The sequence below is a fragment of the Ruegeria arenilitoris genome, assembly GCF_013035315.1.
In the GTDB taxonomy this organism is placed as follows: domain Bacteria; phylum Pseudomonadota; class Alphaproteobacteria; order Rhodobacterales; family Rhodobacteraceae; genus Ruegeria; species Ruegeria arenilitoris_D.
In genome coordinates this window covers 93,329-115,764 of record NZ_WQHP01000004.1, presented here as the reverse complement: position 1 = coordinate 115,764, position 22,436 = coordinate 93,329, and the positions used below count along the sequence as shown (strand labels likewise).

Annotated in this window: 20 protein-coding genes; 18 read left to right on the top strand and 2 right to left on the bottom strand. The window is 59.8% G+C overall.

Features of this window, described 5'->3' with window-relative positions:
- Window positions 1–37: 37 nt before the first annotated feature.
- From mraY to GOV53_RS10300, 3 genes are all read left to right on the top strand, one after another.
- Window positions 38–1,120, top strand: a complete 1,083-nt coding sequence (gene mraY, locus GOV53_RS10310; RefSeq protein ID WP_170466239.1) for a phospho-N-acetylmuramoyl-pentapeptide-transferase — start codon at window positions 38–40, stop codon at window positions 1,118–1,120.
- Window positions 1,121–1,269: 149 nt separating this feature from the next.
- Window positions 1,270–2,670 carry a UDP-N-acetylmuramoyl-L-alanine--D-glutamate ligase gene (gene murD, locus GOV53_RS10305; RefSeq protein ID WP_170466235.1) on the top strand — a complete coding sequence of 467 codons (1,401 nt, stop codon included), beginning with the start codon at window positions 1,270–1,272 and terminating at the stop codon, window positions 2,668–2,670.
- A 104-nt stretch (window positions 2,671–2,774) separates the two neighbouring features.
- Window positions 2,775–3,149 carry a glycine zipper family protein gene (locus tag GOV53_RS10300; RefSeq protein WP_170466232.1) on the top strand — a complete coding sequence of 125 codons (375 nt, stop codon included), beginning with the start codon at window positions 2,775–2,777 and terminating at the stop codon, window positions 3,147–3,149.
- On the opposite strand, the gene GOV53_RS10295 is transcribed toward GOV53_RS10300, so the two are convergent.
- Window positions 3,146–4,324 (bottom strand): NAD(P)/FAD-dependent oxidoreductase, encoded by a 1,179-nt coding sequence (locus tag GOV53_RS10295; RefSeq protein WP_170466230.1) that lies wholly within the window; start codon window positions 4,322–4,324, stop codon window positions 3,146–3,148. The genes GOV53_RS10300 and GOV53_RS10295 overlap by 4 nt on opposite strands.
- 222 nt (window positions 4,325–4,546) lie before the next feature.
- Between GOV53_RS10295 and ftsW the strand changes: the two genes are divergently transcribed.
- From ftsW to GOV53_RS10220, 15 genes are all read left to right on the top strand, one after another.
- On the top strand, window positions 4,547–5,710 hold the full coding sequence (ftsW, locus tag GOV53_RS10290) for a putative lipid II flippase FtsW (RefSeq protein ID WP_170466227.1): 1,164 nt from the start codon (window positions 4,547–4,549) through the stop codon (window positions 5,708–5,710).
- The gene (locus GOV53_RS10285; RefSeq protein WP_170466224.1) at window positions 5,710–6,807 is read left to right on the top strand and encodes a UDP-N-acetylglucosamine--N-acetylmuramyl-(pentapeptide) pyrophosphoryl-undecaprenol N-acetylglucosamine transferase; all 1,098 of its coding nucleotides are present in this window, start codon (window positions 5,710–5,712) and stop codon (window positions 6,805–6,807) included. The genes ftsW and GOV53_RS10285 overlap by 1 nt, the downstream gene beginning before the upstream one ends.
- Window positions 6,804–8,213 (top strand): UDP-N-acetylmuramate--L-alanine ligase, encoded by a 1,410-nt coding sequence (gene murC, locus GOV53_RS10280; RefSeq protein WP_170422705.1) that lies wholly within the window; start codon window positions 6,804–6,806, stop codon window positions 8,211–8,213. Before GOV53_RS10285 ends, murC begins: the two co-directional genes overlap by 4 nt.
- A gap of 76 nt (window positions 8,214–8,289) precedes the next feature.
- Window positions 8,290–8,538, top strand: a complete 249-nt coding sequence (locus tag GOV53_RS10275; RefSeq protein ID WP_170466221.1) for a DUF2484 family protein — start codon at window positions 8,290–8,292, stop codon at window positions 8,536–8,538.
- Window positions 8,535–8,789, top strand: coding sequence for a DUF2484 family protein (locus GOV53_RS10270; RefSeq protein ID WP_170466218.1), 255 nt, complete (start codon window positions 8,535–8,537; stop codon window positions 8,787–8,789). The genes GOV53_RS10275 and GOV53_RS10270 overlap by 4 nt, the downstream gene beginning before the upstream one ends.
- Before the next feature lie 45 nt (window positions 8,790–8,834).
- A complete protein-coding gene (gene murB / locus GOV53_RS10265; RefSeq protein ID WP_170466215.1) occupies window positions 8,835–9,761 on the top strand; it encodes a UDP-N-acetylmuramate dehydrogenase in 927 nt (308 codons plus the stop codon).
- Window positions 9,762–9,869: 108 nt separating this feature from the next.
- Window positions 9,870–10,787, top strand: a complete 918-nt coding sequence (locus GOV53_RS10260) for a D-alanine--D-alanine ligase (RefSeq protein WP_170466212.1) — start codon at window positions 9,870–9,872, stop codon at window positions 10,785–10,787.
- Window positions 10,775–11,770 carry a cell division protein FtsQ/DivIB gene (locus GOV53_RS10255; protein WP_170466209.1) on the top strand — a complete coding sequence of 332 codons (996 nt, stop codon included), beginning with the start codon at window positions 10,775–10,777 and terminating at the stop codon, window positions 11,768–11,770. The genes GOV53_RS10260 and GOV53_RS10255 overlap by 13 nt, the downstream gene beginning before the upstream one ends.
- Before the next feature lie 8 nt (window positions 11,771–11,778).
- On the top strand, window positions 11,779–13,113 hold the full coding sequence (gene ftsA / locus GOV53_RS10250) for a cell division protein FtsA (RefSeq protein ID WP_058279582.1): 1,335 nt from the start codon (window positions 11,779–11,781) through the stop codon (window positions 13,111–13,113).
- Window positions 13,100–13,513, top strand: coding sequence for a hypothetical protein (locus GOV53_RS10245; RefSeq protein WP_170466206.1), 414 nt, complete (start codon window positions 13,100–13,102; stop codon window positions 13,511–13,513). The genes ftsA and GOV53_RS10245 overlap by 14 nt, the downstream gene beginning before the upstream one ends.
- A gap of 349 nt (window positions 13,514–13,862) precedes the next feature.
- The gene (gene ftsZ / locus GOV53_RS10240; protein WP_170466203.1) at window positions 13,863–15,482 is read left to right on the top strand and encodes a cell division protein FtsZ; all 1,620 of its coding nucleotides are present in this window, start codon (window positions 13,863–13,865) and stop codon (window positions 15,480–15,482) included.
- Window positions 15,483–15,695: 213 nt separating this feature from the next.
- Window positions 15,696–16,616: a UDP-3-O-acyl-N-acetylglucosamine deacetylase gene (gene lpxC, locus GOV53_RS10235; RefSeq protein WP_170466200.1), complete on the top strand. Its 921-nt coding sequence runs from the start codon at window positions 15,696–15,698 to the stop codon at window positions 16,614–16,616.
- A 127-nt stretch (window positions 16,617–16,743) separates the two neighbouring features.
- Window positions 16,744–17,586: an outer membrane protein assembly factor BamD gene (locus GOV53_RS10230; RefSeq protein WP_170422687.1), complete on the top strand. Its 843-nt coding sequence runs from the start codon at window positions 16,744–16,746 to the stop codon at window positions 17,584–17,586.
- Window positions 17,587–17,621: 35 nt separating this feature from the next.
- Entirely contained in the window at window positions 17,622–19,271 is a 1,650-nt protein-coding gene (gene recN / locus GOV53_RS10225; RefSeq protein WP_170466197.1) for a DNA repair protein RecN, read from the top strand.
- A 100-nt stretch (window positions 19,272–19,371) separates the two neighbouring features.
- The gene (locus GOV53_RS10220) at window positions 19,372–21,057 is read left to right on the top strand and encodes a chloride channel protein (protein WP_170466194.1); all 1,686 of its coding nucleotides are present in this window, start codon (window positions 19,372–19,374) and stop codon (window positions 21,055–21,057) included.
- Here GOV53_RS10220 and GOV53_RS10215 read toward each other — a convergent pair.
- Window positions 21,054–22,421 carry a DUF3179 domain-containing protein gene (locus GOV53_RS10215; RefSeq protein ID WP_170466191.1) on the bottom strand — a complete coding sequence of 456 codons (1,368 nt, stop codon included), beginning with the start codon at window positions 22,419–22,421 and terminating at the stop codon, window positions 21,054–21,056. The two genes, GOV53_RS10220 and GOV53_RS10215, sit on opposite strands and share 4 nt — an antisense overlap.
- Window positions 22,422–22,436 lie beyond the last annotated feature (15 nt).

The window sequence follows — 22,436 nt, the reverse complement described above, 5'->3', positions numbered from 1 at the left end:
ACCGCGCCCGCCGCCTCTGTGTGAGAAAGGTTCTGTAATGCTCTATTGGTTGACCGCCCTGTCGGACGGAGGGGACTTTTTCAACCTCTTCCGCTATATCACCTTCCGCGCTGGCGGCGCCTTTCTGACTGCGCTGATCTTTGGCTTTCTGTTCGGCAAGCCGCTGATCAACGTGCTGCGCAAGAAACAGGGCAAGGGCCAGCCGATCCGGGATGACGGCCCTGAAGGGCATTTCTCCAAGGCGGGCACACCGACCATGGGCGGCTTGCTGATTGTGGGCGCGCTTTTGACATCCACCCTGATCTGGGCGCGATGGGACAATCCTTATGTCTGGATGGTGTTATTTGTAACGATGGCCTATGCGGCGATTGGCTTTGCAGATGACTATGCGAAAGTGTCCAAGCAGAACACCAAGGGTGTTTCCGGTCGGATGCGTTTGGCGCTGGGCGTCATCATTGCCGTTCTGGCGTCTCTTTGGGCGTCTTTGCACCACCCAGAAGCGCTGCAGAACCAATTGGCGTTGCCGATTTTCAAGGATACGCTGATCAACCTTGGTGTTTTCTACATTCCATTCTCGATCATCGTGATCGTCGGGGCGGCCAACGCTGTGAACCTGACGGACGGTCTGGACGGGCTTGCGATCATGCCGGCGATGATTGCGGCCTCGACGCTGGGCGTGATTGCTTATGCCGTTGGTCGGGTCGACTTTACCGAGTATCTGGACGTTCATTACGTGCCCGGGACCGGGGAGATATTCATCTTTACCTCAGCGTTGTTTGGCGCGGGGCTTGGATTCCTTTGGTACAATGCTCCGCCTGCTGCGGTCTTTATGGGCGACACGGGCTCGCTGGCGCTGGGCGGGGCCCTGGGCGCAATCGCGGTTGCCACGAAGCACGAGCTGGTACTGGCCGTTGTGGGTGGTCTGTTCGTTGTCGAAGCGCTGAGCGTGATCATTCAGGTGCTGTATTTCAAACGCACCGGGCGCCGCGTGTTCCTTATGGCGCCGATCCATCATCATTATGAGAAAAAGGGCTGGGCTGAGCCTACCATCGTCATCCGGTTCTGGATCATCTCTCTGATCCTGGCGATGATCGGTCTGGCGACTCTAAAAGTCCGCTAGAGCTCCCGCCAGGTTCGGCGGACCTGCGTCCGCCTGCCACCTGTTGGGCCTGGCTCGCGCTGCTGCGCGAGCCTTTTGGTGCCCTTGTCATTGGGGAAGTCTTCGGTGCAGTGTGGCGGCCAATTCAAAGTAAACAGAGGGTGGGCAGCATGATCCCGGTTAAAGGGTTTTCAGGGCAGAAAGTTGCGGTTCTGGGGCTTGGTCGGTCGGGGCTGGCTACGGCGCGGGCACTGGTAGCGGGCAAGGCGGAGCCGGTGTGCTGGGATGACAACCCCGCCGCCCGCGAAAAGGCCGAGGGTGAGGGGTTTACCTGCGTCGATCTGCGCCGCCATGGGGCATTTGATGACATCGCTACGCTGATCGTCTCGCCCGGCATTCCGCATTTGTATCCAGAGCCGAACCCGGTCGTGGCAGCAGCGCTGGAGGCCGGAGTTCCGGTCGACAATGACATTGGGCTGTTCTTTCGGTCTTTTGCCGGACCAGAATGGAGCAACTATGACACGCCGCCTCGCATCATCGCGGTCACCGGTTCCAATGGAAAATCGACCACCGCTGCGCTGATCCATCACATCCTGACCGAGGCCGGGCGCGAGGCGCAACTGGCGGGCAATATCGGGCGGGGCGTTCTGGATATAGACCCGGGTGGAGATGGCTCGGTCGTGGTGCTGGAGCTGTCGAGCTATCAGACCGAACTGGCCCGGTCGCTGACGCCGGATGTGGCCGTGTTCACCAACTTGACGCCCGACCATCTGGATCGCCATGGCGGGATGGGCGGCTATTTCGCGGCCAAACGCCGGTTATTCGCCGAAGGTGGGCCGGATCGGGCCGTAATCGGGATCGATGAGAAGGAAGGCGCGTTTTTGGCCGGTCAACTGGCCGAAGGTCCGACCGATGACCGCGTCATTCGCGTATCCGTCGCGCGCAAACTGTCAGGCCCGGGATGGCAGGTCTTTGCGCGTAAGGGATTCCTGTCGGAATACCGCAAAGGGCGGCAAGCGGGGTCAATTGACCTGCGAGAAATCAAAGGGCTGCCGGGGGCACATAACCATCAGAACGCCTGTGCGGCTTATGCGGCCTGTCGCGCGTTGGGTCTCGCTCCGCGGGTGATCGAAGATGCGCTGCACAGCTATCCCGGCCTGCCGCACCGCAGCCAGGTGGTCGCTGAGGCAGACGGTGTCACTTATGTGAATGACTCCAAGGCCACCAATGTCGACAGCGCGCTCAAAGCCCTGAGCGCATTTAAGCAGATCCGCTGGATTTGCGGCGGGCTTGAGAAAGAGGGCGGGGTGACCGCCCTGAACGCTGTGTCAGATAAGGTGGTCAAAGCCTATGTGATTGGGCGCGAGGCGGCGCATTTCGCTATGCAGCTGGAAGCGGATGCGCAGGTTTGCACGACGATGGCCGAGGCCGTTGATCAGGCCATGAAAGACGCGCAACCCGGCGAAACCGTCCTGCTGGCCCCGGCAGCGGCCAGTTTCGATCAATACGACAATTTCGAACAGCGCGGAGAGGACTTCGTGGCGCAGGTCAAGCAACGGCTGCCGCAATAGCCGTTTGCAATACACCGCCGGTTGGGCGAAGCTGACGGCTATCAGCTTGACGCGCCATGATTAATGGTTTTGCTTGCCCGCAAATTTAACACGAGGTTATGACCATGTCGTTCCATAAGTTTTCTCTGATCCTGCCCGCCATTCTGGCCGTAGGGGCCTGCACCAACACCGGCGCGAACTATCAGCCGATTGTAGATGGTCCGGTCGGCCCGAACTACAACGCTGATCTGGCGCAGTGTCAGGCGCTGGCGCGCTCGCAGCCCGTGGTTGACGGTAACACGGCAGGTGCCGCTGCAATCGGTGCGGCGGGTGCTGCGGGAACCAAGGCGATCATCGACGACAGCGCCAGCGATCTTGGCCGCGCCGCAGTGGCGGGCGCCCTTGTCGGGGCCGGTGCAAGTGCCATCCAGAACACCCAGAACCAGGAAGTGATCGTGCGCAACTGTATGCGCGGTCGTGGCTACAACGTCGTTGGCTAACGACCGGCGATAGCAATTCCGGCGGCGTGACCCGAGGACCACGCCCACTGGAAGTTGTAACCGCCAAGCCATCCGGTGACATCCACCGCTTCGCCAATCGCATAGAGGCCGGGGACATCCCTGGCCTCCATTGTTTTTGAAGACAGGTTATCGGTGTCGATCCCGCCCAGGGTGACCTCGGCCGTGCGATAGCCTTCGGTGCCCGAGGGCGTCAGCTCCCAGTCGGAGAGGGCGGATATCAGGTTGGCTAACGCCGCATCGGACTGATCGGCTAGATTGCCCGACATTGGGATGTGTTGGCTGAGATAGTCCACAAGCCGCGCGGGCAGGTGACGCGCCAGTTCGGTCGTCAGCGCCTTGCGCCCGCCGCTTTGGCGTTGATCGCGCAGCAGGTCGAACAGTGGCAGTTCGGGGATCAGGTTGACGCGGATTGGCTCACCTTCGCGCCAATAGGACGATAATTGCAGCACGGATGGACCGCTAAGCCCGCGATGGGTGAACAACAGCGCCTCGTCAAAACTGGTGCGATCATTTGACAGGCGGGCGGGCAGGGACACGCCGGACAAGTCTTTGAATTTCCCGTCCGAAAAGGTGAACGGCACCAACGCCGCGCGCGTGTCTGTCGTCTTCAGGCCGAATTGGCGCGCGATGTCATAGGCCAGCCCGGTCGCTCCCATCTTAGGGATCGACTTGCCGCCGGTGGCCAGCACGAGCTTGGCACAGCTTAGGCTGTGTCGTTGCCCTTCCCGATCAACCTCCAGCGCGAAGCCGTGATCGGTTTTGCGCAGGTCTTTGACCTCGGTCCGAATCCACAGTTCTGCGCCGGTGCGTTCCATTTCGTCCAGAAGCATCTGTACGATCTGCTTTGACGACCCATCGCAAAACAATTGCCCCAGAGTTTTTTCGTGCCACGCGATACCGTGCCGCCCGACAAGATCTATGAAATCCCATTGCGTATAGCGCGCCAGTGCGGATTTGCAGAAATGGGGGTTCTGCGACAGGAAATTGCCCGGACCCGCATACATATTGGTGAAATTACACCGCCCCCCGCCCGAAATGCGGATTTTCTCACCCGGTGCCTTGGCATGGTCGATCACTAGCACGCGCCCGCCACAATGGGCAGCGCACATCATACCGGCAGCACCGGCTCCAAGGATGATCGTGTCGAACTTCATGCGCGGGTGGATGGCGTGATTTGGCGGAGATGACAAGAGGAAGCGGAGTTCGCAACGACAGGAGGGGGCATCGCCACGCTTTGGGCATTTCGACCCTCGTGGAATAGCGCCGATTTCGCGGGCCGAGCTGTCATTCCACTAGCCCAAACGCAAAAATCCCTGTAGACTCTCAAACAGATCCCGAAAAAGGGACGTTAACGAGGCAGAGAGTGGCGGTATCTCATGACTGAGATGGTGTATGGCGCGGTCCAGGACCAGCGCGGCGAACCGATTCTTCCGAAATGGTGGCGGACGATTGATCGTTGGACGATGTCCTGCGTTCTGATCCTGTTTGTCATCGGATTGTTGCTGGGGTTGGCATCCTCACCGCCATTGGCCAGCCGAAATGGCTTTGATCCGTTCCATTATGTCGAGCGGCAGGCATTGTTCGGCGGATTGGCGCTGATTGCGATGCTGCTGACGTCGATGATGTCGCCGACGCTGGTGCGACGTCTGGCGGTGCTGGGTTTTCTGGGCGCATTTGTGGCGCTGGCCTTCCTGCCGGTCTTTGGGACGGATTTCGGTAAAGGGGCGGTGCGCTGGTACTCGCTAGGTTTTGCCTCGTTGCAGCCGTCCGAGTTTCTGAAACCCGGATTCGTGGTGGTCGCCGCTTGGCTGTTGGCTGCGTCGCAAGAGATCAACGGCCCTCCGGGACGGTTGTGGTCCTTTGCGCTGTGCATGGCGATTGTCGCTATGCTGGTGCTGCAGCCGGACTTTGGGCAGGCCTGTCTGATCCTGTTTGGCTGGGGCGTGATGTATTTCGTGGCCGGTGCGCCGATGCTGTTGCTGGTTGGCATGGCTGGTGTTGTTGTTCTGGCCGGAATGTTAGCCTATTCGAACTCGGAACACTTTGCCCGTCGGATTGACGGGTTCCTGAATCAAGAGGTCGATCCGACCACGCAGCTTGGCTATGCCACGAATGCCATCCGCGAAGGTGGGTTGTTCGGCGTCGGCGTGGGTGAGGGGCAGGTGAAGTGGTCTCTGCCCGATGCCCATACGGATTTCATCATCGCGGTCGCGGCCGAGGAATATGGCCTGATCCTGGTGCTGATCATTATCGCGCTCTACGCTTTGATCGTTGTGCGTTCTCTGCTGCGGCTGATGCGTGAACGCGATATGTTCATCCGTTTGGCGGGCACCGGTCTGGCCTGCATGTTCGGCGTTCAGGCGATGATCAACATGGGTGTTGCGGTGCGCCTGCTGCCAGCCAAAGGGATGACCTTGCCGTTTGTCAGCTATGGCGGTTCGTCCCTAATTGCGGGCGGTATCGCCGTTGGCATGCTGCTGGCCTTTACACGAAGCCGCCCTCAGGGCGAACTTGGCGATATTCTGCGCGGAAGAGGATAATGGGGAAACCTTACCTGTTGATTGCGGCTGGCGGCACCGGGGGCCATATGTTCCCGGCGCAGGCGCTGGCCGAAGCGATGCTGCAAAAAGGCTGGCGCGTCCGCCTGTCTACGGACGAGCGTGGCGCGCGTTATACCGGAGCCTTCCCGCAAACAGTTGAAATTGTCGAGGTCGCCTCGGCCACGTTCGCACGGGGCGGTCTGGCCGCTAAGGCCCTGGTCGGGCCGAAGATCGCGGGTGGTGTCACCAGTATGGCGATCCAGATGATGCGGGATAAGCCGGATGTGGTGGTGGGTTTTGGCGGTTACCCGTCGATCCCGGCGCTGGGTGCAGCGACAATGCTGGGTATTCCCCGCATGATCCACGAACAAAACGGTGTACTGGGGCGCGTCAATCAGTTGTTTGCCAAGCGCGTGGCGCAGGTCGCCTGTGGGGTTTGGCCGACCGATCTGCCTGAGGGTGCGCAAGGTATTCATACAGGAAACCCGGTTCGCGCTGCCGTTCTGGAACGGGCCGCTGCTGGGTATATCCCGCCGGGCGATTATCCAATGTCGGTTCTGGTGATGGGCGGCTCGCAAGGTGCTCGGATCCTCAGCGATGTCGTTCCCGGTGCCATTGCCGCATTGCCCGACAACCTGCGCCAGCATATCCGCGTGGCCCATCAGGCCCGCGACGAGGATGGCGAGCGGGTGACCGCATTCTATGCCGATCATGGCATCCGCGCCGAGGTGCTGCCCTTCTTCGATGATGTGCCCCGCCGTATGTCTGACGCGCAGCTTGTGATCAGCCGATCCGGTGCATCCAGCGTCGCCGATATCTCGGTCATTGGGCGACCCTCGATCCTCATTCCCTTTGCCGCTGCGGCGGGCGATCACCAGACCGCAAATGCGCGTGGGCTGGTTCAGGCGGGCGGGGCGATCCTGATCCCCGAAAACGCACTTGACGTCCCCGCGCTGACCGAGCAAATCACCGCAGTTCTGACAAACCCCGAAGCCGCGCAAAAGATGGCCCATGCCGCCCTCTCGACCGGTGCCCCCGACGCGACCGAGCGTCTGGTGGCCCTTGTAGAAAACCTGGCGCAGAAGGAGACCACATGAATCCAGCAACCAAACTGCCGCAAGACGTAGGGCCGATCCACTTTGTTGGGATCGGCGGGATCGGGATGTCGGGAATTGCCGAGGTGCTGTTGAACCTTGGCTACCGGGTTCAGGGGTCCGACCTGAAAGCGTCCAAGATCACCGACCGTTTGGCGAGCCTTGGTGCTGAGATCTTTGTAGGTCAACGGGCTGAAAACCTTGAGAACGCAGCCGTGGTCGTGGTCTCGACTGCGATCAAACCGGGCAACCCCGAGCTGGATGGGGCCCGAGCGCAGGGCCTGCCAGTGGTGCGCCGCGCCGACATGCTGGCCGAACTGATGCGCCTGAAGTCCAACATCGCCATCGCAGGCACACACGGAAAAACTACGACGACGACCATGATGGCCGAGCTGATGGTGGCCGGAGACTTTGATCCGACCGTTATCAACGGCGGCATCATTCATGCCTATGGTTCGAACGCGCGGATGGGGCAGGGCGAATGGATGGTGGTTGAGGCGGACGAATCCGACGGTTCGTTCAACCGCCTGCCCGCGACGATCGCCATTGTCACCAACATCGACCCCGAACACATGGAGCACTGGGGCGATTTCGACAAATTGCGTGATGGCTTCTACGAATTCGTCTCGAACCTGCCGTTCTACGGTCTGGCCGTCTGCTGCACGGACCATGCCGAAGTGCAGACACTGGTAGGCCGCATCTCGGACCGTCGGGTGCGGACCTATGGGTTCAACGCACAGGCGGATGTGCGAGCAATGAACCTGACCTACAAAGGCGGAGTGGCGCATTTCGATATCCATCTGCAGTACGAAGACACGGTGATCGAAGGCTGCACTCTTCCGATGCCCGGTGACCACAATGTGTCTAACGCATTGTCTGCGGTGGCGGTTGCCCGTCATCTGGGGATGAAGGCGTCGGAAATCCGCGATGCGTTGGCCAATTTCGGTGGCGTGAACCGTCGCTTCACTAAGGTCGGAGAGGTCGATGGCGTCACCATTATCGACGATTACGGACATCACCCGGTCGAGATTGCAGCAGTGCTGAAAGCCGCGCGTCAGGCGACCGATGGCCGCGTTATCGCCGTGCATCAGCCACACCGCTATTCGCGCCTGTCCAACTTGTTTGATGATTTCTGTACCTGTTTCAATGATGCGGACGTTGTCGCCATCGCCGAGGTTTTCGCCGCCGGGGAAGACCCGATCGAAGGCGCTTCCCGCGATGATCTGGTTCAAGGACTGATCCGTCACGGCCATCGCCACGCGCGCGCTTTGCTGGACGAAAACGATCTGGAGCGTCTTGTCCGCGAACAGGCCCGCCCCGGGGACATGGTTGTCTGCCTGGGGGCCGGTACGATTAGCGCCTGGGCCAACGGGTTGCCCGAGCGGCTGCAGCACAAACAGGCCGTTTGACCGAGTGGACTCTCTTACGGCGCAACTCTAAAGTGTGATGTTGCAGTTGCAGAAACGATCGTCCTCGGAGGGGCAATTGGTTTATTCAGTGCTTTTTGCGGGCCTATGGGTCCTGGCCTCGACCGTCGTGGCCATGTTGCCGATGCGTCTGCAATTTCCACCGGGCGTTGTCCTTTTTGTCTCGGCGCCTGCGCTTGTCGTTTGGCTGGGTCATGACTTTGGCTGGTTCTATTCGGTGCTGGCCTTCGCGGCTTTTGCCTCGATGTTCCGCAATCCGATCCGATATTACTGGCGGCGTTGGACCGGGCAGGAGGTCGAGCCATGAACTGGTCGATCGCTTTTGCCGCGCTGTGGGGCATTGCCGCGAATGTGCTGGCGATGATTCCCAGCAAGGATAACCACTGGACCCGTGCCTACATCCTGATCGCGATTGGCATCCCAATCCTTGGCTATGTCACTTTGCAGAACGGCCCATGGATTGGGCTGCTTGTCCTTGCCATGGGTATGTCTGTGCTGCGCTGGCCGGTGATTTACCTTGGTCGGTGGTTGCGCAGGTTCATGGGCTCTGCGCAATAAAGGATGCCGCTTGCGTTACCTCTCTGAATCCGCGATCTAGCCAACATGACAGCACTTCCCACACCGCGCGGCAAACTCACCGAGAACCGTTTTCTGAATGATTTGACATGGCTGCGTGTCGGTGGCCCGGCAGACTATTTGTTCCAGCCAGCCGATGTGCGGGATCTTCAGGATTTTCTGCACGTATTGCCCGCAGAGATTCCAGTGTTCCCAATGGGCGTAGGATCAAACCTGATTGTCCGCGACGGCGGTTTGCGCGCAGTGGTGATCCGGCTGGGGCGCGGATTCAACGGTATCTCGGTAGAAGGCAACACCGTTACCGCAGGTGCTGCTGCGCTGGACGCGCATGTGGCACGCAAGGCGGCAGATGCGGGTGTTGATTTGACCTTTTTGCGCACGATACCCGGCTCAATTGGCGGTGCGGTGCGAATGAACGCGGGCTGCTATGGTAGCTATACGGCGGACGCGTTGCGCAAGGCGACTGCCGTCACGCGGCAGGGTGAGGTGTTGGACCTGACCCCTGACGATTTGAACTTTCGCTACCGCCAGTCTGATTTGCCTGAGGGCGCGGTGCTGATTTCAGCTACGCTCGAAGGGCCGTCAGGTGAGGCCGAAGAACTGCACGCCCGGATGGAGGCACAGCTGAAGAAGCGTGACGAAACGCAGCCGACCAAGGATCGCAGCGCTGGATCGACCTTTCGTAATCCCGCCGGGTTCTCTTCGACAGGGCGAGACGACGATACCCATGATCTGAAGGCGTGGAAGGTGATCGACGATGCAGGCATGCGTGGCGCGACTAAAGGTGGCGCACAGATGAGCCCGAAGCACTCGAATTTCCTGATCAATACCGGAGATGCCACCGCCGCTGACCTCGAAGGGCTGGGCGAAGAGGTGCGAAAAAAGGTTTACGAAACAAGCGGCATCACGCTAGAGTGGGAAATCATGCGGGTCGGTGATCCGTTGATAGAATAAAGCCGCACCCGTCAGACCATAACAGGCAATTTAAGGCGACGGATCAAAGGCATAAACGCAGTACGGACCACCACATAAGGTCCGGGGACATTGAGGCGCACATTGGGAATGTCGAGCAGGACAAACCCCAAAGTGGCGGTATTGATGGGTGGACCCTCGGCGGAACGCGAGGTGTCTCTCAGCTCTGGGCGCGAATGCGCAGCCGCCCTTGTGGGAGAAGGCTTTGAAGTGGTTGAGCTGGACGCAGGTCCCGACCTCTATGCGCGCCTTTTGGACATCAAACCAGACGTTGTATTCAACGCCCTGCATGGCCGCTGGGGCGAGGATGGCTGTGTGCAGGGCTTGCTGGAGTGGATGCGCATACCTTACACGCATTCCGGCGTTTTGGCCTCGGCCCTTGCCATGGACAAGCAGCGTAGCAAAGAGGTCTATGAGGCCGTCGGCCTGCCCATCGTGCCCAGCATGATTGTCCCCAAGGTCGAAGTGGTCGAAGTTCACGTGATGGAGCCGCCTTATGTGGCCAAGCCCAACAACGAGGGCTCAAGCGTCGGAATTTACATCGTACACGAGGGTTCCAACGGCCCGCCGAAATTGTCCGAGGAAATGCCCGATCAGGTAATGGTCGAGAAATACGTCGCCGGGCGCGAACTGACCGTGACCGTGATGAACGACCGCGCCTTGACCGTGACCGAGATCATGACGGATGGCGGCTGGTACGACTATGACGCCAAATACAAGCCGGGTGGGTCATGGCACGTTCTGCCCGCCGATATTCCGGCCGAGATTTTCGACCGCTGCATGGATTACGCGTTGCGCGCCCATGATGCATTGGGTTGCAAAGGCGTCAGCCGCACCGATTTTCGTTGGGATGACAGCATGGGAGCCGAGGGGTTGTTCCTGCTGGAAACCAATACACAGCCCGGCATGACGCCGACATCACTGGTGCCTGAGCAGGCCGCGCATCTGGGGATGACATTCGGACAGCTCTGCGCCTGGATGGTGGAGGACGCCTCATGCGACCGTTGAAGGCCACGCGCGCGCCCGTCGTGCACCGTCCCAAGCCGCTATCCGGTCCCGATGCTGATTTCGCATCCGGCGCTCGGACAGGGGCCGAGCCCAAGCTACGCCTGCGCGGGGTGTTCAACCGCAAGGGTGACCGGTTCGATCCGGCCCCGTCGCGCCTCAGTTATCGTTTGCAGCGGTGGATGCTGACGCCGGGTATTCGGCGCGGCTTGAAGATCGGTTTGCCGATATTGGCGGTTTGTGCGGCAGTTGGCATCTATTTTGGCGCACAGGAACGGCGCGACGCTGTTGTCGCCTATGTGATGGACATCAAGACCTCGATCCAGCAGCGCCCGGAATTCATGGTCAATCTGATGGCGATCGATGGGGCAGGAACCAACCTGTCCGAGGATATTCGCGAAGTTGTTCCGTTGGATTTCCCGATCAGTTCGTGGGATCTGGATGTTGAGCAGATCCGGGACACGATCACCGGGCTGAACCCTGTGAAATCCGCTACGGTGCGGGTGCGCCCCGGCGGCATCCTGCAAGTGGACGTGGTCGAGCGTCAGCCTGTCATTGTCTGGCGGACGCGCAATGGGATCGAACTGCTGGACGAAACCGGCGCGCATGTGAAGCGCATCTCGTCGCGCAAGGATCACGCCAATCTGCCGTTGATCGCCGGCAAAGGCGCAGATGGCCATGTCGGCGAGGCGCTGGCGCTGCTGACCACAGCCCGCAGTTTGGGCGGTCGCGTGCGCGGTTTGGTGCGGATCGGTGAACGCCGCTGGGATCTGGTGTTGGATCGCGGCCAACGCATCATGTTGCCAACAGAACGCCCGGTTCGCGCGTTGGAACGTGTGCTGGCGGTGAATGAGGTGCAAGACCTGTTGGAGCGCGATGTCGCCGTGGTCGATATGCGCCTTGGACAACGTCCGACAATCAGAATGACCAAAGCTGCCAGCGAAGACTGGTGGAATACAAAAGTGAACGTGAGTAGCGAGCAGTAACGACCATGATGACCGATCTCTATCAGTCCCAGCGCGCCATGCGGCAGATGCGTAGACAGGCGATGCAGCGCGGAGTTGTCGCCATTCTGGACGTGGGAAGCTCTAAGATTGCCTGCCTTGTACTGCGTTTCGACGGGACCGGTCGCCTGAGCGAGGATAACACCATCGGCTCGATGGCTGGCCAGACAGGGTTCCGGGTGATCGGTGCGGCGACGACGCGGTCGCGCGGCGTGCAGTTTGGCGAAGTCACCGCCATGCAGGAGACCGAGCGCGCCATCCGCACCGCTTTGCAGGCGGCACAGAAAATGGCCGATATTCGGGTCGATCATGTCATCGCCAGTTTCTCGGGGGCCAACCCCCGGTCTTATGGTCTGGACGCTCAGGTCGATCTGGAAGGTCAGGTTGTGACCGAAGCCGAAGTAGGGCGCGTCCTAAATGCCTGCGACGTGCCTGACTATGGGGCAGGGCGTGAAGTGCTACATGCACAGCCCGTAAATTTTGCGCTGGACAACCGGTCGGGTCTGATCGACCCACGCGGTCAGATGGGGCAAAGTCTGGCGGTCGACATGCACATGCTGACCGTTGACGCGACGGCGATCCAGAACATCGTGCGCTGTATCAAGCGTTGCGATCTCGAGTTGGCAGGCATCGCAAACTCGGCCTATGTGTCCGGCGTTTCCGCGCTGGTCGAGGATGAGCAGGAGCTGGGTGCCGCCTGTATCGATATGGGTGGCGGCACGACGAGCGTGTCGATCTTCATGAAAAAGCACATGATTTATGCCGACTGCGTGCGCATGGGCGGCGATCACGTGACCTCGGATATCTCGATGGGTCTTGGCATCCCGGCCTCGGTGGCCGAACGGATCAAGACGTTCAACGGCGGTGTCCATGCAACCGGCGCCGACGATCGTGACCTGATCGATATTGGCGGAGATACAGGCGACTGGGAACACGACCGCCGCACCGTCAGCCGCGCCGAGCTGATCGGCATCATGCGCCCCCGCGTCGAAGAAATCCTTGAAGAGGTGCGCGTCCGCCTGGATGCGGCCGGTTTCGAGCATATGCCAAGTCAGCAGATTGTGCTGACCGGTGGCGGCAGTCAGATCATGGGGTTGGACGGCCTCGCCACGCGTATCCTTGGTCAGCGCGTGCGCCTGGGGCGTCCGCTGCGCGTGCACGGCTTGCCGCAATCAGCGACAGGACCGGGATTCTCGTCGGCCGTCGGTCTCAGTCTTTTCGCAGCGCACCCGCAGGATGAATGGTGGGATTTCGAGATTCCAGTGGACACCTACGCTGCGCGTCCGTTCAAACGTGCGGTACGCTGGTTTCGTGACAATTGGTAAAGCGGTGGTCGTCGCGGCGCTGATCCTGGCACCGCTCACTGCCCAGGCGCAGACCCGCATCACGCCCGAGGCGTTCCTGAATGCGGTCCAGGGCAAAACCGTCATGTTCCACGACTACCCCACGGGCGAGCTTGTGGGCACCGAAGAGTTCCTAAGCCCCACGCTATCGGTCTGGCGGATGGTGGGGCGTGGGTGCGTTTACGGGCAGATCACCACGCCAAATGGACAAATATGCTTCCTTTATGATGATGACGCGGATGGTATCCCAGTCTGCTGGTGGCCTTTCTTGCACGAAGACCGCCTGATGGTCCGGTTGGCGACATTTGCCAACACTGAGATTCAAGAAGTACGCAGCATTACAGAGGACGGTTTGAACTGTCCAAGTACCCAGATTGGTTAAAGAAATGGGTTGCAGCCAGCACGTTTATCCCGCAAGATATCCACATGGCCCGCAAGAGGCCCGCGGCAGGACCTGAGCAGTTTTCCGCAGTTTGACAGTTTAGTGAGTCCCTATGGTGAAGCGTCGGTTGATGGCCGCGCGCAAATCGCCTGTTTTGTGCTACATTGAGTTCTTTCCGCAACATCTGGCGGCGTATGCGAAATACTGCCGGTTAGCGCCTTATTTCCTCCATATTTTGTGGAATCGCGCGATTTTTGGCGTGACGTTTGCCGTTTCGAACGGTAGGATTGGTGAAGGATAGGTAAGAAAAACACCGCTTTGGCGGGTCAAAAAAACAGGCGGACAGAGCATGACATTAAATCTTTCGATGCCCGGGCACGACGAACTGAAGCCTCGGATTACGGTATTTGGCGTTGGTGGTGCAGGCGGCAACGCTGTCAACAACATGATTGAGAAACAGCTGGATGGCGTCGATTTCGTAGTCGCCAACACAGATGCACAGGCGCTGCAGCAAAGTCAGTCCTCTGCTCGGGTTCAGCTGGGTGTCAAAGTTACCGAAGGTCTTGGGGCAGGGGCCCGTCCAACTGTAGGTGCCGCAGCTGCCGAAGAAAGCATCGAACAGATCGTGGATCACCTTGCGGGTGCGCACATGTGCTTCATCACAGCCGGTATGGGCGGTGGCACAGGCACAGGTGCGGCTCCGATCATCGCGCAGGCCGCGCGTGAGCTGGGCGTTCTGACCGTTGGTGTCGTGACCAAACCTTTCCAGTTCGAAGGTGCCAAGCGCATGCGCCAGGCTGAAGATGGCGTTGAGATGCTGCAAAAGGTTGTCGACACGCTGATCATCATCCCGAACCAGAACCTGTTCCGCCTGGCCAACGAAAAAACCACCTTCACCGAGGCGTTCTCGATGGCTGATGACGTTCTGTATCAGGGCGTTAAAGGTGTCACGGACCTGATGGTTCGTCCGGGTCTGATCAACCTCGACTTTGCCGATGTTCGCGCCGTGATGGACGAGATGGGCAAAGCGATGATGGGCACAGGCGAGGCCACCGGCGAAGATCGCGCGGTTCAAGCGGCCGAGAAGGCGATCGCCAACCCGCTGTTGGACGAAATCAGCCTCAAAGGCGCGAAGGGTGTTCTGATCAACATCACGGGTTCGCACGACCTGACCCTGTTCGAACTGGACGAAGCCGCGAACCGCATCCGCGAGGAAGTGGATCCCGAGGCGAACATCATTGTCGGATCGACCCTGGATACAGCCATGGAAGGCGGCATGCGTGTGTCGGTCGTCGCAACCGGCATCGACGCCAGCGAAAAATCCGAAGACGTGCCGGTCGCGCGCCGTTCGATGTCAGCACCGCTGACACGCACGGTATCCGCCGAAGAGCCAGTGCAAGAAGAAGCGCCGGTCGCTGCGGAAGTCGCTGAACCAGCACCGCAAACGGAAGTGAACCGTGAGCCTTCGCTGTTTGAGGCCCCTCAGGAGCCAGCGCAGCCTCAATTCCAGCCGCGTGCGGAACAGGATGATGATGGCCTGCCACCTCCGGCCTACCAGCCGCGCGTTGCCGAATTCGAGCCGACCCCCGAACCGGTTGAGCCTGCGCCCGAGAACTACGTCGCGCCGCAGCCTCAACCGGCAGCGGGAACACCGTCACCCGAGGCGCTGCAGCGCCTGCAGGCCGCGGTTCAGAACGTCCCAGCGTCCGAGCGCAGCCCCTCGATGGTTCGTCCGGCTGCGCCTCAGCAAGCTCCTGCACCGCAGGAAGAGGGTCATGATCGCCCCCGGTTTGGGTTCAATCGTCTCATCGATCGGATGACCGGTCATGCGGCGGACACACCGGCCCAGCCGCCCCGTCAGCAGCCCGTTCTGCGCCAATCTGACGCTACGGCACCTGCACGGGAAGAGGCCGACCCCGAGCAGGACCGGATCGAAATCCCTGCCTTTTTGCGGCGTCAGGCGAACTGATCGCGGTAACAAAATGATTGCAAAGGGTCGCCAAATGGCGGCCCTTTTCTTTTGATTTACAGTTATTTAATGGGGTGTAAGCAGGGATTTGCCGATCTGTTACATACATGTTTCATTCGGTTACAAAGAGTGAGTTGAGCCTTGACGCCTGCTTCCTTAACTGAGTGTCCAACACGGCCCGCTCAGGTCGGACACCACTCATCGAGGTTCAGTTTGCAACATACGCTCAAATCTCCGGTCACGTTTAAAGGCATCGGGCTGCACAGCGGCAAGCCTGCGACGATGGTCCTGAAACCGGCAGCTGCCGGTCACGGCATCTGGTTCAAGCGGACGGATATCGAGCTGGGCAACGCCCTCATTCCTGCGATTTACGACGTTGTAGAGCGCACCCCGCTTTGCACCCGATTGGTCAATGACGCGGACGTGTCAGTTTCTACGGTCGAACACATCATGGCCGCGCTTGCCGGTTGCGGTGTCCACAACGCTCTGATCGAAATCGACGGATCCGAAGTTCCGATCATGGATGGGTCGTCGATCGATTTCGTGCGCGGTATCGTTTCCAAGGGTGTGCGCCGTCAAGCCAGCCCGGTCCTAGCGTACGAAGTTCTGAAACCGGTCACCGCCACACGCGAGGGCGCAAGCGCATCAATTGCACCCGCAGACGGTCTGATCATCGATTTCCACATCGACTTTGAAGACAGCGCCATCGGCAGCCAGACCAAACGTCTGGACATGCGCAACGGTTCCTTTGCGCGTGAGCTTTCCGATTGCCGGACATTCTGCCGTCGCACAGACGTTGAAGCGATGCGCGAAAACGGTCTCGCCTTGGGTGGGACGCTGGAAAATGCGGTCGTTGTTCAGGGTGACGAAGTCCTGACGCCGGGCGGTTTCCGCCACGCAGATGAAGCCGTGCGCCACAAGATGCTGGACGCTTTGGGAGACCTTTATCTGGCGGGTGGACCGATTCTTGGTCACTTCACTGGGGACAAGTCAGGTCACGCTATGACGAACACGCTGCTGCGCAAATTGTTCGAAACGCCCGGCGCGGTGCGTCCGATCCTGTGCACACCCGAACAGGCTGCGCGTCTGCCGGGGCAGGGGCTGGTCTGGGACGAAATCCCGGAAGTCGCCTGATTGGATCAACTCTGACGACAATTCTGCCATTGGGCGCATAAGGCGTTTTGCACCGGAATTATATGTGCTAGACCATGGCCTAATCCGGGGCATAACCCCGTCAAGTAATACGACAAGGATAGGCGGAATGGTTGGCACCAAAGCGGCAGTCAGATTCGCAAGCGCGATTCTTCTGACAGCAGTTTTGACGGCGTGCGCTGGGAAAGGCGCAGACCGCGATCAGAACCTGGAAGGGTTCACCCCCGAACAGATTTTCACGCGTGGCGAGTTTGAGCTGTCGCAGAATCGTTCGGACGATGCGGCGTGGTATTTCTCTGAGGTCGAACGCCTGTATCCCTATTCCGATTGGGCTAAGCGCGCGCTGATCATGCAGGCCTTCTCGTATCATGCAGACAGGAATTACGAAGAAAGCCGTGCTGCAGCACAGCGATACATCGATTTCTACCCTGCAGACGAAGACGCAGCATATGCGCAGTACCTTCTGGCGCTCAGCTACTATGACCAGATTGACGAGGTCGGGCGCGATCAGGGGCTGACCTTTCAGGCGCTGCAATCCTTGCGCACCGTGATCGAGGTTTATCCCGACAGTGAGTACGCGACCTCGGCGGTTTTGAAGTTCGATCTGGCCTTCGACCATCTGGCTGGCAAAGAGATGGAGATCGGGCGCTATTATCTGCGTCAGGATCACTACCCTGCGGCGATAAACCGGTTCCGGGTCGTGGTCGAAGACTTCCAGACCACCTCTCATACCGCAGAAGCGCTGTACCGTCTGATTGAGGCCTACCTTGCCTTGGGTCTGGTGGACGAGGCGCAATCGGCCGGGGCTATTCTGGGATACAACTACCAGTCGTCCGAATGGTACGATGCAGGCTACAAACTGTTGACGTCGCGTGGGCTGGATCTGAAGAGCCGCGGCAACAACTGGCTCAGCACGATCTACCGCCAGACGATCAAGGGTGAGTGGTTGTAATCGCCATGGCCAAAGGGGTGGGACGCTAAGACCCGATGCTGCGCGCCCTCGATATCCGCGACATGCTGATCATCGACCGGCTGGAACTGACGTTTCAGCCGGGCTTGAATGCTTTGACCGGTGAAACCGGGGCGGGCAAGTCGATCCTTTTGGATTCTCTGGGGTTCGTTTTGGGCTGGCGCGGCCGGGCTGAATTGGTTCGCCAAGGCGCCGCGCAGGGCGAAGTGGTTGCCGAGTTCGAGTTGTACGAAGACCACCCAGCGCATGCGATCCTGGCCGAGGCTGGCTTGCCCGGAGGCGAGGAATTAATCCTGCGTCGTGTGAATACGGCGGAGGGACGGAAAACAGCCTGGGTCAATGACCGCCGCTGTTCTGGCGAGGTGCTGCGTGCGTTGTCCGAAACGCTGATCGAATTGCACGGCCAGCATGATGATCGCGGGTTGTTGAACCAGCGCGGCCACCGCGCCATGCTGGATGAATACGCCGACGTTGGGGATCATCTGGCCAAGGTTCGATCCACCTGGTCCGAGATGTCCCGCGCGCGAAAGGCGCTTGCGAAAACCGAAGAAACCCTCGCGGCGATGCGCGCGGAGGAAGAGTTTCTGAGGTACTCGGTTTCCGAACTGGACAAGCTTGATCCGCAGCCGGGCGAGGACGCGGAACTGGATGCCCGCCGCCGCATGATGCAGGCGGCCGAACGCATCCGCGACGATGTCGCCCGCGCTTTTGCCCTATTGGGCGGGGACGGGGCCGAGGGGGCCATGGCGGACGCCGTTCGCTGGCTTGAGGGTGTTTCGGACAATGCGGGCGGCCAATTGGAAGAGCCAATAGCGGCCCTTGGACGTGCGCTGATTGAACTGGGCGAGGCGCAGGACGGGGTCAACGCATGCTTACAGGCCTTGGATTTTAACCCGGCGGAATTGGAGCAGGCCGAAGAACGCCTGTTTGCCATCCGCGCACTGGCCCGAAAGCACGATGTTGCGCCCGACGAATTGGGTTCCTTTGCTGATACGTTGCGGGACCGCCTGAACCGGCTGGATGCCGGGGACGCAGATTTGGCGGATCAACGTGCCGCCGTAGAAGCAGCACAATCGGCTTATGACGCCGCCGCAGCGAGTTTGAGCGCTGCGCGACAAAAAGCGGCCGGGCAGTTGGATGCCGCGGTTATGGCCGAACTCGCTCCGCTCAAGATGGAGCGCGCGGTGTTCCGAACCGAGATTGCCTCTGCGGATGCTGGTCCGGAAGGGATCGACGCCGTGGCCTTCACCGTCGCGACCAATCCTGGTGCACCGTCAGGACCACTGAACAAGATCGCCTCGGGTGGTGAACTCAGCCGCTTTCTGCTGGCGCTTAAGGTTTGTCTGGCCGGGGATGACAGCGCCCGCACGATGATTTTTGATGAGATCGACCGTGGCGTCGGTGGTGCGACCGCGGATGCGGTCGGTCGGCGACTGGCCGCGCTGGCGCAGGGCGGGCAGGTTCTGGTCGTCACGCATTCGCCGCAAGTGGCAGCCCGCGCGGCACATCACTGGCGAGTACAGAAACAGGTCACCGATGGACAAACGCTGTCCACCGTTGTGCCGCTGGCCGATCCTGACCGCGTGGACGAAATCGCGCGCATGGTCGCAGGCGACACCATTACAGACGAAGCCCGAGCCGCCGCCCGGGCCCTGTTAGATGCCTGAGGCTTTTGTGACGCTTTCCGATAATCAAACCGTCGCGATCTCACTTTTATCAGGGCGCTCCGTGGCTTACTAAGGGGAAAGACGTGATCCCCGAGGGCCAATGACCCAATCAACCCGCACTGTTCTGCGTAACCAGCTGAATCAGGCTCTGGCCGCGATTAAGGACGCTTGGCGGGTAATGCTGAGGCGTGGACCCAGCCAGATACAGTTCTGGTTCATCGCTCTGGCCATTGGTATCGCCGCTGGTTTCATGGCGCTAGGGTTCCGCAAAGCGATCCGGTCATTGCAGGCCTATGTCTATGACACGGATGATATATTGCTGCTGCACAGCCACGCTGAAAAGCTGCCTTGGTTCCTCATTCTGATCATTCCCATCATCGGCGGCTTGATCGTTGGGGTCATCCTGCACAAGTTCACCGACGATGGCCGCGTACGGTCTGTTGCTGACGTGATCGAAGGGGCCGCGCTGACAGATGGCCGGGTCGAAGGTAAGGCGGGTATCGCGTCCTTCTTTGCCTCGCTCATCACACTCAGCACCGGTGGATCGACGGGTCGAGAAGGGCCGGTTGTGCATATGGCCGGCGTGATCTCTACATGGGTCAGCAACCGAATTCACGCCGATGGGATCACCGGGCGCGATCTGTTGGGCTGCGCTGTGGCGGCGGCTGTATCGGCCAGCTTCAACTCACCCATCGCGGGGGCTCTGTTCGCACTTGAGGTCGTGCTGCGTCACTTCGCTGTTCACGCCTTTGCACCTATCGTCATCGCCTCGGTCGCTGGGACCGTGATCAACCGATTGGAATATGGCGACGTGACCGAGTTTGTGCTGGATACGCCGGGTTCGCTGCAGTTCTACGTAGAGTTACCCGCCTTTCTGATCCTCGGTTTGATCTGCGGTCTGGTCTCGCTGCTGTTGATGCGGTCAATCTTTTTTGCCGAGGATATCGGCAACCATATCCAAAACCGGCTTGCCTTGCCGCGTTGGCTGCGCCCGGCGGTTTCGGGCGCGATGCTGGGGCTGCTGGCGATCTGGTTCCCGCACATTATCGGTGTGGGTTATGAGACGACAATCCGCGCCCTGACTGGTGACCTGACCCTGACGTTTGCCATCTTGTTCGCCGTGATCAAAACGGTCGCCGTCGCGATCACCATGGGTGGGCGCATGGGGGGCGGAGTGTTTTCGCCCTCGCTGATGATCGGAGCGTTAACGGGGCTGGCCTTTGGTTTGATTGCGACCGGACTGCTGCCGGATGTGTCGGGCACCCACACGCTCTATGCATTTGCAGGGATGGGAGCTGTGGCTGCTGCCGTCCTGGGGGCGCCGATTTCGACAACGATGATCGTCTTTGAATTGACCGGAGACTGGCAGATTGGTCTGGCCGTGATGGTGTCGGTCTCGATGTCGACGGCGCTGGCCTCGCGGCTTGTGGACCGGTCATTCTTCCTGACGCAGTTGGAACGCCGAAACGTACATCTGGCAGCCGGGCCGCAAGCCTACCTTCTGGCCATGCTGCGCGCAGGGGCCGTCATGCGGCCGCTTGGCGATCCACGCTCGATCACCGAAGAGCAGGCGAACGAGCTTATTGAGCAAGGTTTGTGTGTTGCTGCAAGCGCGACGCTTGAGGCCGCGATGCCCTATTTCGACCGAGACGACATCCCGTGTATTCCGGTCGTTATCGTAAAGCCGGACGGCACGGAAAAACCGGTTGGCGCGCTGTACCATATCGATGCGCTAAAGGCGTACAACAGAGCACTGGCCGCCACTGCGGCCGAGGAGCACTCCTAACGTCGATAGACTGTGGCGGTGTCACCCAAGTAGTTGTCCCACGCAAACCAGTAAGAGATGTGGCCTGCAATTCGGGGCATTTGCGCGCCATTCGGTCCGATCAGGGCTTCTTCGGTCAGGGTCCACTTCTGTCCTGCCTCATCAATCAGGCTGCCGTCTGCGGCGGTAAATTTGTGTGCCCCTCGCTCATAGGCCCGCACTGCGCGTTTGTCTGCATTGCCGATCAAAACCAGCGGCCTGTTGGCAATCGCATCGTTGATGACCCGGGCCCGTTTGAAAGCATCAAGCGGCCAAGCTCGGGCCGCGCCGAACTGACGGATGGCGAACACGTAGTCTTTTTGCTGATGATGAGACTGATCCACAAGGGCAGGGAACATCAATTCGGGCGATGCAAAATACTCTTGATACACCACACCTGAACCATAGTTCCGCCGGTGCCCGGTATTGCGGGACAGAACCTGAGTTTTGGGATGAGACGCCTTCCAGCTTTGCCACGTGGTGATGACAACAGGACGTTGTTTCAGCTCGATACCGCTGTTCACTAGCGGACCCACGACCGGTTTGCCGGTGTATTGGTTCCAAAGAGAGTGCGTCTGCCGGTCGAACATCAGCTTGTTCGAGCGGTACAGAAATCCGGATGAGCCAAAGACGAATGGTTTCTGACGGCCAGGTACCTGCGTTTCAAACAAAATGCCCGAACCGCATAGTGTGCAATAGGCCAAGGCGACCGGAACACCGCCGATCACCTCGTTAAACATCTCGTGCCAGCCCATGATCCGCAGCGGATAGGCGCGTTCATCCCCGGTGATTGATACGCCAAAAACCAGATCGTCGTCTTTCAGATAGTCTGCCCGCGCGGCCGGGATCAGCGCCGGGTTATCCAGCGACGGGATACCGTCTTTGCGCACACCGCCCCAGGCGATCTCCTCCAGTCGGATCTTCATCCGGTCGCGTTGCAGATACTCGGGCTTCAGAAACACGTCAAAGTTGGCGTCGATCCCTAACAGGACCTCGCGCTTGAACGGGATCAGCGAAGGGTGCGGGATAATCTGAGGGTTCCGTTCCTGCCACAGCATCCAGTCGAACCAATCAGTAACGATGGTCTGCCCGGTCAGATCGCGCATGACCTGCGCGATTTCATCGCCGCGCCGCCGGGCAAATCGCATGCCGGTCAGAAGGGCCGGAACGACGTCCGGATTGCCTCGCTTTCGCAGGAACGCCATGCCTTTTTCGAACTCTGTTGTGCTGCCAAACAAGGTTGAGCGTACGGCTTCAAGAACCGGATCTTGCTGAGCTGAAAGCGCGCCGGGCAGTATCAGCCCGACCCCAACGGATCCTGCGAAACGACGGCGGGTAAGTGACATGGCACCCTCTGGATG

Coding starts and splice junctions, on each gene's coding strand:
- mraY (WP_170466239.1), top strand. CDS start 38: ATGCTCTATTGGTTGACCGCCCTGTCGGACGGAGGGGACTTTTTCAAC.
- murD (WP_170466235.1), top strand. CDS start 1,270: ATGATCCCGGTTAAAGGGTTTTCAGGGCAGAAAGTTGCGGTTCTGGGG.
- GOV53_RS10300 (WP_170466232.1), top strand. CDS start 2,775: ATGTCGTTCCATAAGTTTTCTCTGATCCTGCCCGCCATTCTGGCCGTA.
- GOV53_RS10295 (WP_170466230.1), bottom strand. CDS start 4,324: ATGAAGTTCGACACGATCATCCTTGGAGCCGGTGCTGCCGGTATGATG.
- ftsW (WP_170466227.1), top strand. CDS start 4,547: ATGACTGAGATGGTGTATGGCGCGGTCCAGGACCAGCGCGGCGAACCG.
- GOV53_RS10285 (WP_170466224.1), top strand. CDS start 5,710: ATGGGGAAACCTTACCTGTTGATTGCGGCTGGCGGCACCGGGGGCCAT.
- murC (WP_170422705.1), top strand. CDS start 6,804: ATGAATCCAGCAACCAAACTGCCGCAAGACGTAGGGCCGATCCACTTT.
- GOV53_RS10270 (WP_170466218.1), top strand. CDS start 8,535: ATGAACTGGTCGATCGCTTTTGCCGCGCTGTGGGGCATTGCCGCGAAT.
- murB (WP_170466215.1), top strand. CDS start 8,835: ATGACAGCACTTCCCACACCGCGCGGCAAACTCACCGAGAACCGTTTT.
- GOV53_RS10260 (WP_170466212.1), top strand. CDS start 9,870: ATGTCGAGCAGGACAAACCCCAAAGTGGCGGTATTGATGGGTGGACCC.
- GOV53_RS10255 (WP_170466209.1), top strand. CDS start 10,775: ATGCGACCGTTGAAGGCCACGCGCGCGCCCGTCGTGCACCGTCCCAAG.
- ftsA (WP_058279582.1), top strand. CDS start 11,779: ATGACCGATCTCTATCAGTCCCAGCGCGCCATGCGGCAGATGCGTAGA.
- ftsZ (WP_170466203.1), top strand. CDS start 13,863: ATGACATTAAATCTTTCGATGCCCGGGCACGACGAACTGAAGCCTCGG.
- GOV53_RS10230 (WP_170422687.1), top strand. CDS start 16,744: ATGGTTGGCACCAAAGCGGCAGTCAGATTCGCAAGCGCGATTCTTCTG.
- recN (WP_170466197.1), top strand. CDS start 17,622: ATGCTGCGCGCCCTCGATATCCGCGACATGCTGATCATCGACCGGCTG.
- GOV53_RS10220 (WP_170466194.1), top strand. CDS start 19,372: ATGACCCAATCAACCCGCACTGTTCTGCGTAACCAGCTGAATCAGGCT.
- GOV53_RS10215 (WP_170466191.1), bottom strand. CDS start 22,421: ATGTCACTTACCCGCCGTCGTTTCGCAGGATCCGTTGGGGTCGGGCTG.